The organism is Clostridium rhizosphaerae, from assembly GCF_016765585.1.
Taxonomy (GTDB): Bacteria; Bacillota; Clostridia; order Clostridiales; family Clostridiaceae; genus Clostridium_AT; species Clostridium_AT rhizosphaerae.
Genome location: NZ_JAESWC010000002.1, coordinates 1,097,854 through 1,115,127, shown reverse-complemented (window position 1 = coordinate 1,115,127; position 17,274 = coordinate 1,097,854). Strand labels below are relative to the sequence as shown.

Annotated in this window: 16 protein-coding genes and 1 riboswitch; of the genes, 14 read left to right on the top strand and 2 right to left on the bottom strand. The window is 31.7% G+C overall.

From position 1 onward, the window contains the following. Positions 1-15 precede the first annotated feature (15 nt). From wecB to mreB, 8 genes are all read left to right on the top strand, one after another. The gene (wecB, locus tag JK636_RS08415) at positions 16-1,167 is read left to right on the top strand and encodes a non-hydrolyzing UDP-N-acetylglucosamine 2-epimerase (protein ID WP_202748377.1); all 1,152 of its coding nucleotides are present in this window, start codon (positions 16-18) and stop codon (positions 1,165-1,167) included. Between the two features lie 152 nt (positions 1,168-1,319). After that, a complete protein-coding gene (locus tag JK636_RS08410) occupies positions 1,320-2,498 on the top strand; it encodes an acetyl-CoA C-acetyltransferase (protein WP_202748376.1) in 1,179 nt (392 codons plus the stop codon). A gap of 187 nt (positions 2,499-2,685) precedes the next feature. Continuing rightward, positions 2,686-3,372, top strand: a complete 687-nt coding sequence (locus JK636_RS08405; RefSeq protein WP_202748375.1) for a YwmB family TATA-box binding protein — start codon at positions 2,686-2,688, stop codon at positions 3,370-3,372. Positions 3,373-3,394: 22 nt separating this feature from the next. Beyond that, complete coding sequence (gene murA / locus JK636_RS08400; RefSeq protein WP_202748374.1) at positions 3,395-4,648, top strand: UDP-N-acetylglucosamine 1-carboxyvinyltransferase; 1,254 nt, start codon at positions 3,395-3,397, stop codon at positions 4,646-4,648. Positions 4,649-4,761: 113 nt separating this feature from the next. Then, positions 4,762-5,835: a stage II sporulation protein D gene (gene spoIID, locus JK636_RS08395; RefSeq protein ID WP_202748373.1), complete on the top strand. Its 1,074-nt coding sequence runs from the start codon at positions 4,762-4,764 to the stop codon at positions 5,833-5,835. A 149-nt stretch (positions 5,836-5,984) separates the two neighbouring features. Continuing rightward, positions 5,985-6,719 carry a M23 family metallopeptidase gene (locus JK636_RS08390; RefSeq protein ID WP_202748372.1) on the top strand — a complete coding sequence of 245 codons (735 nt, stop codon included), beginning with the start codon at positions 5,985-5,987 and terminating at the stop codon, positions 6,717-6,719. Positions 6,720-6,896: 177 nt separating this feature from the next. Further along, positions 6,897-7,151 carry a sporulation transcriptional regulator SpoIIID gene (gene spoIIID, locus JK636_RS08385; protein ID WP_021653466.1) on the top strand — a complete coding sequence of 85 codons (255 nt, stop codon included), beginning with the start codon at positions 6,897-6,899 and terminating at the stop codon, positions 7,149-7,151. Positions 7,152-7,254: 103 nt separating this feature from the next. Continuing rightward, a complete protein-coding gene (gene mreB, locus JK636_RS08380; protein ID WP_202748371.1) occupies positions 7,255-8,289 on the top strand; it encodes a rod shape-determining protein in 1,035 nt (344 codons plus the stop codon). Between the two features lie 48 nt (positions 8,290-8,337). On the opposite strand, the gene yyaC is transcribed toward mreB, so the two are convergent. Continuing rightward, the gene (gene yyaC, locus JK636_RS08375; RefSeq protein ID WP_202748370.1) at positions 8,338-8,868 is read right to left on the bottom strand and encodes a spore protease YyaC; all 531 of its coding nucleotides are present in this window, start codon (positions 8,866-8,868) and stop codon (positions 8,338-8,340) included. Positions 8,869-9,108: 240 nt separating this feature from the next. Between yyaC and JK636_RS08370 the strand changes: the two genes are divergently transcribed. The 3 genes from JK636_RS08370 to JK636_RS08360 all read left to right on the top strand — a co-directional run bounded on the left by JK636_RS08370 (position 9,109) and on the right by JK636_RS08360 (position 11,489). Beyond that, positions 9,109-9,588, top strand: coding sequence for a hypothetical protein (locus JK636_RS08370; RefSeq protein WP_202748369.1), 480 nt, complete (start codon positions 9,109-9,111; stop codon positions 9,586-9,588). A 91-nt stretch (positions 9,589-9,679) separates the two neighbouring features. Then, positions 9,680-9,774: riboswitch (SAM riboswitch) on the top strand. 91 nt (positions 9,775-9,865) lie between these two features. Further along, complete coding sequence (gene metK, locus JK636_RS08365; RefSeq protein ID WP_202748368.1) at positions 9,866-11,041, top strand: methionine adenosyltransferase; 1,176 nt, start codon at positions 9,866-9,868, stop codon at positions 11,039-11,041. Between the two features lie 181 nt (positions 11,042-11,222). Beyond that, on the top strand, positions 11,223-11,489 hold the full coding sequence (locus tag JK636_RS08360; RefSeq protein WP_202748367.1) for a hypothetical protein: 267 nt from the start codon (positions 11,223-11,225) through the stop codon (positions 11,487-11,489). Between the two features lie 33 nt (positions 11,490-11,522). On the opposite strand, the gene nagA is transcribed toward JK636_RS08360, so the two are convergent. Next, the gene (gene nagA, locus JK636_RS08355; RefSeq protein ID WP_202748366.1) at positions 11,523-12,653 is read right to left on the bottom strand and encodes an N-acetylglucosamine-6-phosphate deacetylase; all 1,131 of its coding nucleotides are present in this window, start codon (positions 12,651-12,653) and stop codon (positions 11,523-11,525) included. A 206-nt stretch (positions 12,654-12,859) separates the two neighbouring features. Between nagA and recD2 the strand changes: the two genes are divergently transcribed. Genes recD2 through JK636_RS08340 form a run of 3 tightly spaced genes read left to right on the top strand, consistent with a single transcriptional unit; the run spans position 12,860 to position 16,810 of the window. Beyond that, the gene (gene recD2, locus JK636_RS08350) at positions 12,860-15,109 is read left to right on the top strand and encodes an SF1B family DNA helicase RecD2 (RefSeq protein WP_202748365.1); all 2,250 of its coding nucleotides are present in this window, start codon (positions 12,860-12,862) and stop codon (positions 15,107-15,109) included. Positions 15,110-15,140: 31 nt separating this feature from the next. Further along, positions 15,141-16,166: a hypothetical protein gene (locus JK636_RS08345; protein WP_202748364.1), complete on the top strand. Its 1,026-nt coding sequence runs from the start codon at positions 15,141-15,143 to the stop codon at positions 16,164-16,166. Then, positions 16,139-16,810: a ComF family protein gene (locus JK636_RS08340; protein WP_202748363.1), complete on the top strand. Its 672-nt coding sequence runs from the start codon at positions 16,139-16,141 to the stop codon at positions 16,808-16,810. The genes JK636_RS08345 and JK636_RS08340 overlap by 28 nt, the downstream gene beginning before the upstream one ends. Positions 16,811-17,274 lie beyond the last annotated feature (464 nt).

Genomic DNA, 17,274 nt, shown 5'->3' with positions numbered 1-17,274 from the left:
TAGGAGATGATTCAAATGAAAAAAATCAAAGTAATAACTATTTTTGGAACAAGGCCAGAAGCTGTGAAAATGGCTCCACTTGTAAAGGAACTTGAAAAAAGAGAAGAGATTGATTCTAAAGTTTGTGTAACTGCTCAGCATAGGGAAATGCTGGATCAAGTACTTGAACTTTTCAATGTTAAACCTGACTTCGATTTAAATATAATGAAAGCAAAGCAAAGTTTAACAGGAATTACTACAAGAGTAATTGAAGGGCTAGAGGAAGTTTTTGAAAGTGAAAAGCCAGACTTAATACTCGTTCATGGTGATACAACTACAACTTTTGCAGGGGCACTAGCGGCATTTTATAAGCAGATTAAAGTTGGTCATGTCGAAGCAGGACTCAGAACCTTTGATAAATATTTTCCATTTCCAGAAGAGATGAATAGAAAACTTACAGGAGCTATTGCTGACTTTCATTTTGCGCCAACAGAAAGCTCTAAGGCTAATCTTCTTAGAGAGGCCGTTAAGGAAGAGAATATATTTATAACTGGGAACACTGTCATAGATGCAATGAACTTTACAGTAGATAATAATTACATATTTAGTACCGAAATTCTTAATACAATAGATTATAAAAATAAAAAAGTTATAATGGTAACTGCACACAGAAGAGAAAATTGGGGAGAAGGCATTGAAAATATTTGCAAAGCTTTAAAGCAAGTAGTTGATAGTAATGAAGATGTTGAATTAGTGTATCTAGTGCATCTAAATCCTGTTGTCAAAGACGTGGTTTATAAGTATTTAGAGGGTACTTCCAGAGTTCATCTTCTTCCACCCTTAGATACAAAAGAGACGCATAATCTTATGAACAAATGCTTTATGGTAATGACTGATTCCGGCGGGCTTCAAGAAGAAGCACCCCATTTAGGAAAACCGGTTTTAGTCCTTAGAGATGTAACGGAAAGACCTGAAGCAGTTAATTCAGGAACTGTGAAGTTAGTAGGAACTGATATGAATGAAATAATAGAAAATGCTAACAAATTGATAAGAAATCAAAATGAGTATGATAAAATGAGTAAAGCCGTAAATCCATATGGAGATGGAAATGCATCTCAAAGGATAGTTGATGCTATATTATATAGCTTTGGATATAAAATTAATAAACCGAAGGAATTTAATTTATAATAGAATATAGTACATAGAATCACAAGTTTTTATAAATAGGACTTGTGATTTTTTTTATAAATTCAAAGTTGATAAAATATTCAAAAAAATATATAATGTAATTGTTTACTTGTAAAACAGATAATATGTTAAATATGATGGGGGGAATTATTGTGAAAGAGGTTGTTATTGTAAGTGCTGTTAGAACTGCTGTAGGTTCTTTTGGTGGAAGCTTGAAAGATGTACCAGCTCCTGAACTTGGAGCAATAGTAATAAAGGAAGCACTAAAGAGAGCTAATATAAAAGCTGAAGATATTGATGAAGTGATTATGGGGAATGTTCTTCAAGCAGGACTGGGACAAAATACAGCAAGACAAGCAAGCATTAAGGCTGGATTGCCGGTTGAAGTACCAGCTATGACAATCAACAAGGTTTGTGGTTCAGGTTTAAGGGCAGTAGAGCTTGCGGCACAAATTATTAAGGCAGGAGATGCAGAAATAATTATTGCAGGCGGTATGGAAAATATGTCTAGAGCACCGTATCTTTTAAATGATGCTAGGTGGGGACAAAGAATGGGTAATGGCTCACTTGTTGATTCTATGCTGAGTGAAGGGTTAACTGATGTTTTTAATGGTTATCATATGGGGATAACAGCTGAGAACGTAGCGGAAAAGTGGGGAATAACAAGAGAAATGCAGGATGAGTTTTCTCTTAATTCTCAGTTAAAAGCTGAAAAAGCTATCAACAATGGTAAGTTTAAAGAAGAAATTGTACCAGTTATAATACCACAGAGAAAAGGAGATCCTAAGGTATTTGAAAAAGACGAATTTCCACGTTTTGGAGCTACTATCGAGGGCTTAAGAAAATTAAAACCGGCCTTTAAAAAAGATGGAACAGTGACTGCCGGTAACGCTTCAGGAATAAATGATGGTGCTGCAGCATTAGTAGTTATGAGTGCTGATAAAGCTAAAGAATTAGGAATAGAACCTTTAGCTAAGATTACGACTTATGCTCAAGGAGGTGTAGAACCATCAATAATGGGCTATGGTCCCTATGAGGCAGTTTCAAAAGCACTTAAGAAAGCTGGATTATGTATTGATGATATAGATTTAATAGAGGCAAATGAAGCATTTGCTGCCCAAAGTTTAGCCGTTGCTAAAGATTTAAATTTTGATATGGAAAAGGTTAACGTAAATGGAGGAGCAATAGCTATAGGACATCCTATTGGTGCATCAGGAGCTAGGATTCTTGTTACATTATTATATGAGATGAAGAGAAGAGAAGCTAAAAAAGGTCTAGCAACTTTATGCATAGGCGGGGGTATGGGAACAGCATTAATAGTACAAAGATGATTGTAGAAGGCTTAGGCCTTCTTTTTTTTCACATTTTTTAGTGATTTTTATATATTAATAATATACTTAGGAATAAAACTAAGGAATCTTGTCCATAATTCTAAAAGACAGATATAAAAGATAAGTCTTGATATTAATTGTGTAATTTAATAATACTCTGTCTTAAAGGAGTTTTGGGAGGGTTACGATGAAAAATAAAATTTTTATATTAATTCTGATGCTTATGATATCTTTGGGGAATTATAATGATTTATCTTATGCAAAAAAGAATGTGGATTTATTTAACAGTATATTGGAAAAAACAGAAGGAAAGACTTTAGAATATGGAATTAAAGCCAGCTTTGATATAAATAATAATGGAGAAGAGTATTGCATTAAGCTTCTTAAAAAGTTAGGGCTCAATAACGGAGAAGTAAATGTAGTTAAAAATAATGATAGCTATTGTTTAGAATTTAATAATAATGTATATAAGGGTTACATAGAAAGTTTAGCTAATGATAATCATAATGTTGTGACGGTTAATATTTCTAAAAATGATTCTAAAAATGGCTTGTCTGAACTTATAAGCTTATTTGAAAATAATATAGAACAAGATAAGGGTGACATAAAATATTTTCAGTACTTAAAAGCAAAAATTAATGATGATGATAAAAATATAGTTAATAATAAAGTGATAAATATTTTAAAGGAACAAAATGCAAGTAATATTGATACTATAGTCTTATCTAACGGCTTCAGTACTACTGCTAACACAAACAGATATGAACCTGTAACAAGTGATGGTGAAAAGATAGACTTTAATTTTGCAGTATGCAGTTATTCATCTGGAAACTATATCATAATAGGAACACCTGTAATTATAACGAGCTATTAAATGAACGAAATGGGGGATATCAATGGAAAAAATAGTGGTAAAAGGCGGCATAAATTTAAGCGGAAGAGTATATGTAAGCTCAGCTAAGAATTCAGTTCTTCCAATAATTGTTGCAAGTATATTAAGTGATGAAAAATGTGTAATAGAAAATGCTCCAATGCTTGAAGATGTTTTTGTAATTGGTGATGTTTTAAAAAGTGTATCTGCAAATATTAATATTAATAATAGTTCTATAACAATTGATACTTCAAATTTAAAATATGGTGAACCATCTAGTGAGCTTGTTAGAAAGATGAGAGCATCTTTTTTAGTTATGGGGCCAATGATTGCAAGGTTTGGCAAATTTAAGATATCTCTTCCTGGAGGATGTAATATTGGTACCAGACCCATTGATTTGCATTTGAAGGGTCTTACCGCACTGGGGGCAGAGGTAAGTATAGGGCACGGATATGTTGAAGCATCGGCAAATAGGCTTATAGGTAATAAAATATATTTAGACTTTCCTTCGGTTGGTGCCACTGAAAATATAATGATGGCCGCGGTAATGGCAGAAGGTGAAACTATAATAGAAAACTCAGCTGCTGAACCAGAAATTGAAGATTTAGCAAGCTTTTTAAATAGTATGGGAGGCATAATAACAGGTGCTGGTACAGATACAATTAAAATAATGGGAGTGAAAAGTTTAAAAGGTACAACTCATAGACCTATTTTCGATAGAATAGAAGCAGGGACATATATGGCTGCTGCCGCTATAACAAGGAGTAAAATAGAAGTTTGCGGGATAAATGAAGAGCATTTAAAGCCTGTCATAGCAAAGTTAACAGAAATGGGAGTATCGATGGAGATAAATGGAGATAATATAATTGTTGATGGAAATTGTGCTTTGAAGCCAGTAGATATTAAAACTATGCCGTATCCAGGATTCCCTACAGATATGCAAGCTCAGATGATGAGCCTTTTATGTGGAGTTAAGGGAACCAGTATAATTACAGAAACTGTCTTTGAAAATAGATTTATGCATGCTCAAGAGCTAAAAAGAATGGGGGCAAATATAAAAATTGACGGTAGAAGTGCTGTGATTGAGGGTGTGGAAAAGCTTTCAGGATCGGAAGTTAAAGCAACTGACTTAAGAGCTGGGGCTGCGCTAATTATAGCAGGCCTTGCAGCAGAAGGTATAACTGAAATTAGTGATATATATCATGTGGATAGAGGTTATGTAAATATAGAGAAAAAGCTAAAAGGGTTAGGAGCAGATATAGAAAGGATTAAATATTGATTAATAGAGGTTGACTTGAAAGTCAGCCTTTTTAAGTTTTATTTTTAAAGTAATAATTATAAAATCCCCTTAATAGACTTAAATAGGTATATTAACCAAAGAGGGGGATTCAAATGCAGAGAGTAAATGTATCTATTCAATTAAAGAAAATGGTTTTAGCTATAATAGGCAGTATGATTATAATGATTTTATTGGCAGTAATTATAGTTGGTATAGGAAGTAAGAGTGGAAGTATTATAAATAGTAAGGGTATTATTAATAAATTTAATTTAAATAATAACAATATAGTGCTTAAAAATGTAAAAGGAGAAACAAATATAAAAGTTTTTTTGACAGAACAAGATAAAGTTGTAGATATGAGTCTTGAAGATTATGTAAGAGGTGTAGTCTCAGGAGAGATGCCGGCGGAGTTTGATATAGAAGCTTTAAAAGCACAAGCAGTGGCAGCAAGAACCTATGCATTATCTCATATGGAGAAGCTTGGAGGCAGTACATGTACTATTTCAAAGGATAAAGGTGCAGATATATGTGATACAGTGCATTGCCAAGTTTATAAAACGAAAGAAGGCAGGTTCAACGATTGGCCTAAAAAAAATGCAGAAGAATATTGGGCTAAGATAACTGAGGCAGTGAAACAAACTGCAGGAGAAGTTATTACATATGACGGAAGTATAATTAAAAGTCCATATTATTTTTCAATGAGCAGCGGAAGAACGGAAAATGCTGCTGATGTATTCTCAATGGATGTACCGTACTTGAAAAGTGTAGATAGTTCTCAAGATAAATCTTTGAAAGATTTTCAAACAATAAAAAAATATACTTATAATGAACTTGCAAATATTATAAACTCAAAATATCCTAAGGCAGGAGTAACATCAAAAAAGTTAAGCTCACAAATGATCATAAAGGAGACAACCTCTGGAGGAGGCAGTGTAAAAAAAATAGCCTTAGGAAGCATAGTAATAACAGGACCTCAATATAGAGAAATGCTTAACTTAAAGTCATCAAATTTTACTTTCAAGTTTAATTCAAAAGATGTTGAAATAATCACCAAGGGCTATGGACACGACGTTGGAATGAGTCAATATGGTGCAGGAGCTATGGCTAAGGGTGGAAGTAATTATAAGCAGATTTTAACTCATTATTATCAAGGAGTTAAAATAGAAAAAATAGATGATATTAAATGAATTTTAATAAAAACATGCCTTAGGGCATGTTTTTTAGCATAAAAATAATCGTAATTTGTCAAAAAATAAGGAAAAAAATAACACTAAAATTTCATAAAATATGTATTATTTGCTAAGCTCTGGACAAACTACAAAAAGGAGGTGTTTGTATGGACAAAAAATTATTCAGCAAAACGTCAAACTTTTTCAAGAAGGAGGGCTTTTATGTAATCCTGTTTGTATGCTTGTGCATAGTTGCTACTGTCGCTGCACTTACTTCAAGAACAGCAAAAAAAGCTGTAAAGCCGCCAGTGGCTCAAGAGCAAGCAAATAATACAAAACCTACAGGGGTTATAGCGGAAGAGCCTACAGTAGACTACCCAGGTGCTTTGCAGGTTAAAAAACCTAATACTACTACCAATGCTAATAACAATGTAAATGTTCCAAAGACTGGAACTGCTGCAGTTTCAAGTAGTGTAGATACTAAATTTGCAAAACCTGTTGAAGGTGTTCTTGCTAGAGCATATTCAGAAGATCCAGTATGGTCGGATACTACTGAAACATATAGACCTAACTTCGGCATTGATATTAAAGCTGACTTAGGCAAAGATGTTTTTTCAGCTTTAGATGGAAAAGTAGAAGAAGTTGGCGATAGTAAGGAAGGATATGGTAAACAGGTAGTAATTAATCATCAAAACGGATTAAAAACTGTTTATGCTAACTTAGACCCTGCAATAGCTGTTACTAAGGGTCAGACAGTTAAAAAAGGTGCAAAAATAGGTAAGGTTGGTAATACAACACTTAGAACTTCGTATGAAAAGTATGGCAGTCACTTGCACTTTGCTGTTTTAAAAGGGAAAGATTACGTTGATCCAGCTAAATATATAAAATATGACACAAAGTAGTTTGGAGCAATTGTATAAGCTAAATAATTTATGATTTAGTTTCCGCAAACATAATATTATCTTAATGTTTTTCATTAGCTGTTTTCTGAAATATTTATCGGAAAATGGCTAATGAAAGTAATTTAACAAAGTTAAAATGCATATTTATAATTATAGAAGGGTTAAGGAGGTAGCACTTTGAAAGACTACATTGAAGAAAGAGTTCTTGAAGTTGCAAACTACATTATTAGTTCAAAAGCTACAATACGAAAAACAGCCAAGGTATTTGGAGTAAGTAAAAGTACAATTCATAAAGATATGACAGAGAGGTTACCTAAAATAAATCCTCAAGTAGCGGATGAGGCAAAAAATATTTTAGATTATAACAAGGCTGAAAGGCATATAAGAGGTGGAAAAGCTACCAAAATGAAGTATAAAGCTATTGAAGGTTAATAACATTCCTATTATAATTGAATTATAAGAATTAAGTGGGTTATAATTCAAGCTAAAAATTACTTGTATTATATGATACAAAAGAGACGGAGTGAGGATAGGAATGTTTTTTAATTTAGGAACTGACATGGGCATAGATTTAGGTACGGCAACGGTGCTTGTTTATATCAAGGGAAAGGGTGTTATACTCGAAGAGCCTTCTGTGGTTGCAATTGATAAGAGCAATAATAAAGTAAGGGCTGTTGGTGAGGAAGCAAGGCAAATGATTGGAAGAACTCCAGGAAATATAGTGGCAATTCGTCCATTAAGAGATGGTGTTATATCAGATTACGACATTACAGAAACAATGCTTAAGCATTTTATACGGAAGGCTTGTGGTAAAAGAAGAATTTCAGCTCCTAGAGTTATGGTATGTATTCCGTGCCAAGCTACAGAGGTAGAAAAAAGAGCTGTTAGAGATGCGGCTGTTAATGCAGGAGCAAAAAAAGTTTATTTGATTGAAGAACCATTAGCAGCAGCTATTGGTGCTAATCTTGACATAACAGAAGCAAGTGGAAATATGGTTATAGATATTGGTGGGGGTACTACTGATATTGCAGTAATTTCTTTAGGTGGTATAGTTGTAAGGTCATCTATTAAGGTGGCAGGAGATAAGTTTGATGAAGCAATTATAAGATATATTAGGAAAAAGCATAAGCTGATGATTGGTGAAAGAACAGCAGAAAATTTAAAAATTAATATTGGTTCTGCATATAAAAAAGATGAAGAAATTACTATGGAAATAAGAGGAAGAGATCTTGTAACAGGTCTTCCCAAAAATATAATTGTATCCTCAGAAGAAATGAGAGAAGCGCTTAGAGAAACTGTTCATGCTATTGCTGATTGTACTCATTCAGTATTAGAAAAAACACCTCCGGAACTAGCTGCTGATATAGCAGATAAAGGTATAATTATGACTGGCGGCGGTGCCCTTTTGAATGGTCTTGATAAGCTTATTGCAGATGTTACAAAGGTTCCAGTTCGTATAGCAGAAAATGCAGTATCATGTGTTGCACTAGGAACAGGTAAGACTTTGGAATATATGGACAAAATAGATATAGGCAGTAATGGATATGATATTTCTTTAATTGATAAATAAAAAATAGGCTTTACCATGTGGTAGAGCCTATTTTTTATTATCTAGGAATTAAATGTCTCTAGAGTAAAGGTGGTAGGAGTGAATTATTGAATGACATATTACTTTTGATAAACTCATAATTAAGTCAAGTCTTATGTTTCTGTTAGTAAACAGTTCACTACTGTCACTGGAATCAACTATTCCAATAACCGAAACTCTTCCAACATCAGGTAGAGATTTACCTACGCCTTTCCCAGGATGAATAGGATAGTCCCTAGCTTGAATCTCACCAATACTATCGCCATCACCAAGGCAAGCATCGATTCCTAATATATTGCCCTTAGGGTAAAGAGTTTTTATTTCAAAAAGTCTTTTATCTATATTTAGGGCGTGAATTGGATCTGATATTGTGCCGAATACTGGACAAGGGAAAAAACTTTCTTTTAAAAAAGTTCCTACTAAAGGTCCTAAACAGTCTCCTATACATCTATCAGTGCCTATACATACTATTATTGTATTTTCATCCATATAATCTTTTAGGAAGTTCGCTATATCATAGTAAGCTAAAGGATTTTTATAATGTGTTTTTACTTTATTCAAGAAAATACCCCCCTTGCCGTGCTTATACTGCTTTGCTTCATATTCATATGAAATTTATAAACTTCTCAATAATATATATGTGGTGTTTTATTAGAATATAAGAAAATTTGAATAAATTTTATATATAATGGAAAAAATAAATTAATATGGATTCTATTGAAACATAACTTTTAGCATGTAATTTACTGTAGGAGTATATGGGTTAAATTAAGTAGTTTCCGGCCCCAAAGGAGGTTAAATGTGAATAAAAAGATTTACTCTAGTTTAGTTGTTTTTTTTACAGCTATTTATTTATTTATAAATGTTTTTTTAAATAGCAGCGCAATTAAATGCAGCATAAGTAAATTTGACATTAGAATAACTAACATGAAAAATACTGCTTTAAATAAAATAGAAGATTTAAATAGAAGTTTACATATTGAATATGATGGGGTACAGCAAAAGTCTCAAATAACTATAAGCGATAGAGAGTACGACTTTGATAATAATGATGAAAAGATTGAACTGACAGAATACGAAAAAGAAAGACTACTTTCATTATCTAAAAAGTTGTCATCAATAGATAAGCAAAAGATAAGTACTTACCTTGAAGGCAGCACTGCAAAAGAAGTAGCAAATGCTATAAATTTACTTAAGCAAAGATTGCCTGATAAAGAATATGAATCAATCAGAGATTTAGGCAGCAAGTATGATAAGGTTTATGGAAGTACTAAGAAATAAAAACCATCAAAATATGAAAAAAGAAATAGAATTTTGTTGACAGTAAAATATTACTATGATATTATATCTAAGGATTAAAATTCAATATAAACTCTTATCAAGAGAGGTGGAGGGACATGGCCCTGTGAAGCCCGGCAACCGGTTTAATACTAAGGTGCCAATTCCAGCAGAACTGCAAGATAAGGGATGCGCTAAGGTGCCTCTTCTTATAGAAGAGGTTTTGTTTTATCTAATTTAAAAATAATGAAAGTAATATATAATGAAAGGAGATTTTCAAATGAGAAGATTATTCACATCTGAATCGGTTACTGAAGGACATCCAGATAAAATTTGTGATCAAATTTCCGACTCTGTGTTGGATGCAATACTAGCTCAGGATCCTAATGCCAGAGTGGCATGCGAAACAGCAGTAACAACTGGTATGGTTTTAGTTATGGGAGAAATATCAACAAATTGTTATGTGGATATCCCTAAGGTTGTAAGAAAAACTATTGAAGAAATAGGATATACTAGAGCAAAATATGGTTTTGACTGCGATACTTGTTCTGTTCTTACATCTATAGACGAGCAGTCAACAGATATAGCTATGGGAGTTGATGAAGCTCTTGAAGCTAAAAATGGACAAATGGATAAAATTGAAGCTATAGGGGCAGGAGATCAGGGTATGATGTTTGGGTTTGCTACAAATGAAACTCCAGAATATATGCCTCTTCCAATCGCAATGGCTCACAGACTTTCAAGAAAGCTTTCCGAGGTTAGAAAAAATGAAACTCTTTCATATTTAAGACCTGATGGAAAGACACAAGTTACAGTAGAGTATGAAGATAATAAACCTGTGAGAATAGATACAATTGTTATATCTACTCAACATAATCCGGATGTAACTCGTGAAGAAATTGAAAAAGATTTAATTGAACATGTTATTAATAAGGTTGTTCCTGTAGAGCTTCTTGATGAAAATACAAAGTATTTAATAAATCCTACAGGTAGATTTGTCATAGGAGGTCCTCAAGGAGACTCAGGACTTACAGGTAGAAAAATTATTGTTGATACTTATGGCGGATATGGAAGACATGGAGGAGGAGCATTCTCTGGGAAAGATCCAACTAAAGTTGACAGATCAGCAGCTTATGCAGCAAGATGGGTTGCTAAAAATCTTGTAGCAGCTGGTGTTGCTGATAAGCTTGAAATAGAACTTGCTTATGCTATCGGAGTTGCAAAGCCGGTATCTATAGAAGTTGATACTTTTGGAACAGGAAAAATATATGATGATAAGATTATAGATGTAATAAATAAAGTCTTTGATTTAAGACCTGCAGCTATTATTAGGGATCTAGACTTAAGAAGACCTATATATAAACAGACTGCAGCTTACGGACACTTTGGAAGAACAGATATAGATCTTCCATGGGAGAGACTAGATAAAGCAAAAGAGATTAAAAAATATTTATAAAATTTAGTAAGACTGTTGGCTATGCCAACAGTCTTATATACTTTAATAAGCATTTGTTTAAAAAAGGCTCCTATTACAAATATCAATAATATAAGAATATTTTTCAAACAATTGTAAAAAATAATTTATAAACACTTATAAAGTTAATTTAAATATACGGATATATAGAAAGAGGTAAAAAATGAAGAATATATGGGGTAAAAAATTAGTTAGGTTTTTTCATAACGTAAGAGTTGGTTTCAATAGATTGTTCATAGCTATAGGAATAATTGCAGTAGGAACTGCACTATTGTCTGTATACTCTGTTTTTAAGTTTGTAAATACTATGCAGTGGGCATATAAAGTTAATCCAGAAGCAATTACTGTTTCTTTACTTGCTTTAATCTTTATACCATTAATATCCTATGGTCTTGAGAGAGGAATAGCAAATTATATTCAAAATAAATAATAATTAAGCTCTAGCATAGCTAGAGCTTAATTATTATTTAAAAACCTTCCCGCCAATAATTACTTTCTTTATATTTATATCTTCATCAAATAAAACCAAGTCAGCATCATAGCCCTCTTTAATAAGTCCTTTCCTATTGTCTAGCTTACAATGTTTTGCACCATTGTAAGTTGCCATTTTAATTATATCGTAAAGTTCATAATTAGAGTTTTTATAAACATTTCTTACAGCCTTATCTAAAGTAAGAATTGAGCCAGCTAAATTACCTTCTTTTAATCTTGCAGCTCCATCTTTTACAAAAACATCCTGACCTCCAAGAGAATATTTTCCTTCAGGCATACCGCAGGCCATCATAGCATCAGTAACTAATAAAACTTTGTTAAAACCCTTTTGTTTATAGGCTACTCTTAAAGAAGGATAGCTGATATGAATTCCATCAGAAATAGTTTCTGTGGTTATGTCAGTATCAAAAATAGCTCCTACTATTCCTGGTTCTCTATGATGAAGAGGCGTCATGGCATTATAAAGATGGGTAGAATGACCGATTCCACATTCTATACCTTCTAAGGCCTCTTTATAAGTAGCTTTTGAATGACCAATGGAAACAATAATATTCTTATCTTTTAAATATTTAATAAGTTCTAAGGAACCCTTCACTTCTGGGGCTAGAGTTATGCTCTTTATTGCATCTATATTATCTCCAACCATGTAGTTAAAAGTGTCTATAGAAGGCGTTTGAATGAAGTTAGGATTTTGAGCTCCTATCATTGCTGGACTTATAAAAGGACCTTCAAGATGAACTCCTGCAACATTAGCACCCTCGGTTCCTTCTTTCATACATTCAGCGGATACCTCAACTGATTTCTTTATGTCATCTAAAGCACAAGTCATAGTGGTTGGAAGAAAAGAAGTAGTTCCAAAGCTTGCAATAGTTTTTGCGATTGTATTTATGGATTCCTTCGTTCCATCCATAGTATCGAAGCCGCCGGCACCATGAATATGAACATCAATAAATCCTGGGGAAATATAAAGACCTTTAGCATCAATTATTTCATCATTTTCATTTGAAGAAGGATTGATTTTTTCAATTTTACCATTTCTAATTAGTAAACTTCCTATTTCTATTTTATCTTCAAAGATTATTTTGCAGTTTTTAATTAACATTAAAATGCCTCCTTTAATGTGTATGTTTAACTATATTGTAGTTTTTATGAAGGCTATAGTCAACTACATTGCAATGATTACAAAAACTGTTATCTGATAATAATTCTACTAACTATATAAGGTTGAGAATTCCTTTATAATAGGGTATTCTATAATTATGATTATTATTAGTAATAATTAAGTATATAAAGTATAGGAGAGATTATATGCCAGAAATACATGGAGTAATTGATGAGATAGTATTTCAAAATGAGTCAAACGGTTTTGTAATTGCGCATATAGTTGATAATAAGGTAATAACTACAATAAAAGGATATATACCTAATATTTCAGAAGGTCAAAACTTTAATTTTCAAGGAAATTGGAATATACATCCTCAATTTGGAAAACAATTTAATGTAGAGAGCTATGAAGAAATATTACCTACTACGGCTTCAGAAATTGAAAAATATCTTTCTTCAGGAATTATTACAGGTATTGGACCAATAACTGCAAAAAAAATAGTTGAAAAGTTTGGAGATAAGGCTTTAGAAATATTGGATAATGATATAGATAGGTTAGAAGAGATAGAGGGTATAGGTTATAAAAAAATTCAAGTAATCAGGGAGTCCTATTTGAAACAGAGGGAAGTTAAGAATATAATGATTTTTCTTCAAAATTATGGAGTAACAACAAATCAATGCGTGAAAATATATAAAAGATTTGGTGCAGCATCTATTGATGTTGTTAATCAAAATCCATATATACTAACAGAAGAAATTTCAGGTATTGGCTTTAAAACAGCTGATAAAATTGCAAGAAGTTTAGGAGTTGAATTAAATTCTCCTTTTAGAATAGGAAGCGGAATAAACTATATTATAAACGATTTTTGCGCAATGGGAAATACCTATATACCGTTGAATAAATTACTAAAGGAAGGTAAAGAAATTCTTGGTGTACTTGAAGAGGATATCGAAAAGGTACTTTATGATAATACTTTGGATGGAAAGATAAAAATAGAAGTTGTTAATGATGAAAAGTGTGTATTTTCACTTCTATTCTATTATTGTGAGCTTAGTGTAACTAAGAAAATTATAAATTTATCTTTTACTGATTATCAGCCTATTAATACTGATGTTGAGTTTGAAATTCAGCAGTTTGAAAAGGAAAATAATATAAAGTTTGCAGATTCTCAAAATGAAGCTATTATTGGTGCTGTTGAAAATGGTATAGAAGTCATAACTGGCGGTCCCGGCACAGGGAAAACTACAATAATAAATTGTATAACAGGTATTTTTGAAAAAGCAGGAATGAAAGTTTTTATGGCTGCTCCAACTGGAAGAGCTGCTAAAAGAATGAGTGAAGCTACTGGAAGAGAAGCAAAAACTATTCATAGACTTCTAGAATTAGGGGTAGAAGACGATGAATCGTTAGAGTTTATTAAGGATGAAGGTTCTCCATTAGAGTGTGATGTAGTTATAGTAGATGAAGCCTCTATGATTGATATAATGCTTATGAATAGCCTATTAAAGGCAGTAGGAGTTGGAACAAGAGTAATTATAGTTGGAGACGTAGATCAGCTTCCATCTGTAGGTCCGGGAAATGTTTTAAGGGATATAATTGAAAGCAACTGTGTAAAGGTAGTTAGACTTAAGCATATATTCAGACAGGCACAGGAGAGCATGATCATTGTAAATGCACATAAAATAAATAATGGAGAAATGCCTCTTTTAAATGAAAAAAATAAAGATTTTTATTTTATAAGAAATGAAAATCAAAATGAAACCTTAGCTACTATTATTGAATTAATAGATAAGAGGCTGCCTAAGTTTAATAAAAAGTGGAATAAGGATCAGCACATACAAATTTTATCTCCCATGAGAAAAGGAATTCTTGGAGTTTTAAGCTTAAATAAGGAGCTGCAAAATATATTAAACCCAAAGCATTCTCTAAAGGCAGAAAGGCAATTTAGAGATTTGATATTTAGAACCGGCGATAAAGTTATGCAGGTTAAGAATAATTACAGCCTTAAATGGCATAGAATTTCAGGTGATGGAGAAGAGGAAGGACTTGGAGTTTTTAATGGAGATGTAGGCTATATTGAAAGCATAGATGAAGATAATGATATAATAACAGTATTGTTTGATGAGGAAAGAAGAGTAATTTATGAAAATACATTTTTTGATGAACTGGATTTGGCTTACGCTATAACTATACATAAAAGCCAAGGAAGTGAGTTTCCAGTTGTTATTATACCTGCATTTATGGGTGCTCCTCTTTTGATGAATAAAAACTTACTTTATACGGGAATAACAAGAGCAAAGCAAATGGTAGTTTTAGTAGGATCTATTAAAGCGGTACAGTTTATGATAAACAATAATAGAAGCTTTGATAGATATTCTGCACTAAAATGGAGAATATCAGATATTATAAATAGTGATGCAGTTGTTAGCGATGAAGATAAAGACTTGAGATAAAATTAATTATATTTCTGAAGGGGTATAAGACATGATAATTTATAAAACTTCCAGCTTTGTAAATTATAAACAGAAAATTAGTGAAAGTATTTTAAATTGGAGTAATGGAAGAGAAAAGGTTCTTAATGTGATAAATCCTCCGTATACTTCACCAGATATATTTCTTAAAATTATATTGAGCTATGTACAATATGGGAAAAAAATTTTATACATAACTGAAGAACGAGAAAATAATATACAGATAATTAATTTCATTAAGAAATATAGTAATTGCAGAGAATATAGCTACATTAGAAATTCTTTTGGCTCAGTTAATACATTGCTTAATATCTGCAATTATAAAAATGCAATAAGAATAAACGAAAAATATGATTTGGTTATTTATGATGATTGCAGTTGTTTTTCTGAATATAACAATTATGAAATTATGGATTTAGCTATTAAATGTGTTAAAAAAGAAGGAAAGATTATTTGTTCTTCTATAGAAGGTATATTTAAAAATCAAAGGGATATAATTATACCTACTCGAGGAAATAAAAAGCCATTGACTGAACCGCGCTATGTTATTACTAGAATAGATTTAGATAAAGAAATCCCATATTTAATTTATGATTATCTTAACTTTTCAATTGAAAATGATAGAAAAGTTGTAGTATATGTTTCAAATAGCGAAAAGGTTCATAGTGTATTTTCATATTTAAGCAATTTTAGAAGCAGTTTAAGCAAAAATATAATGTACTATATTAATAATGAAAGCGATGAAAAAATACTTTATAATTTTGCATTAATTAAAAGAGCTATTTTAGTTACTAATGATTATAAGGATAGATTTGTAAGCTTAAATGATACAGATATAGTGGTTTATTCTTCAGATGACTTGTTTTTTAACTATAAAAAACTTGTTTACTTTTGTGGAAAGGCAGGAAGAAGTGATAAGCTAAGAAATTCGGAAGTTATTTTTTTAGCTAATTCTGAAAATGATAACATGGATAAGGCTAAAAGTATAATCAGGCACTTCAACAAAGAAGCATGGGAAATGGGTTTATTAGATTTATAAAGCAAAGTATGTTGAGTGTTATATACAGTACAAATGAAAACTGTATAATATGCAATTCAGAGAATGTAGATGAAAAGCTGATTTGCAGTAGATGTTTTAAGAAGATAGAAACTATAAATAAAAGTTTTAGTATAAATAAAGATAATAGGGATTTTCAGTGCTTTAGTGCAGCTTATTATACTACAGTTATATCGGAACTTGTAAAAAAATTAAAATATAAAAGTAACTTTTTATCAGGCGAGTTTTTAGGTAGCCTTTTGATAGATTTAATAAATATGAATTCTATTGATTATGATTTAATTTCCTATATTCCTATGACTCGTAAAGGGTTGCGACAAAGAGGATTCAATCAGAGCAAGTTTTTGGCATCTATAATTGCTGAGAATTTTAATGTTAAGCTTAAAGATATTCTTTCAAAATCAAGAGAAACAAAAGATCAAATAGGATTAGATGATGAAGAAAGATGGCAAAATTTAAGTTCTTGCTTTAAAGTGAAAAATAAAGATACAATTATGAATAAGAAAATACTGCTTATAGATGATGTTATAACGACTGGGGCAACTGCCTTTTATTGCTCTGAGCAGCTTATAAAAAATGGTGCGGAAAAAGTTACTATCTTGACTGTTGCGAAAAGTAGGTTATAATAATAATATATTAAGTTATGTTTGTGGTTGAAAGTCGATGCCAGTCGCAGGCGAAACGATCCACGTAAGTTAAACAAAGTTTTAATGAGCATGGTGCGGCTTAGAAATAAGTCCTGCCGTTTTAAAACGAGAGGGTTATTAGTGAGAGGTTGATTCCGGGTAGCAAAAGCTCCAGCAGGCGAGTGTGGGGTCAAAGACCAGGTCAAATAACTTAATATCAAAAAGTAATGTGATACAGCAGTCCTATATAGAGCTGCTGTATTTTATTTTTTTTCAAAAATTTAGCTAAAATACTTTAGGATATAAATTTTAAAAGTACATATAACTATAAAGAGAAAAACAAAGAAAGATAATATAATAATTTTTTAATATTTTGTAAATTGACTAAAAAATGCTTGTTATTTTTTAAAAACAGATATAAAATATTAATAACAAATTTCACTAAAGCAGCATAAGTTTAACTT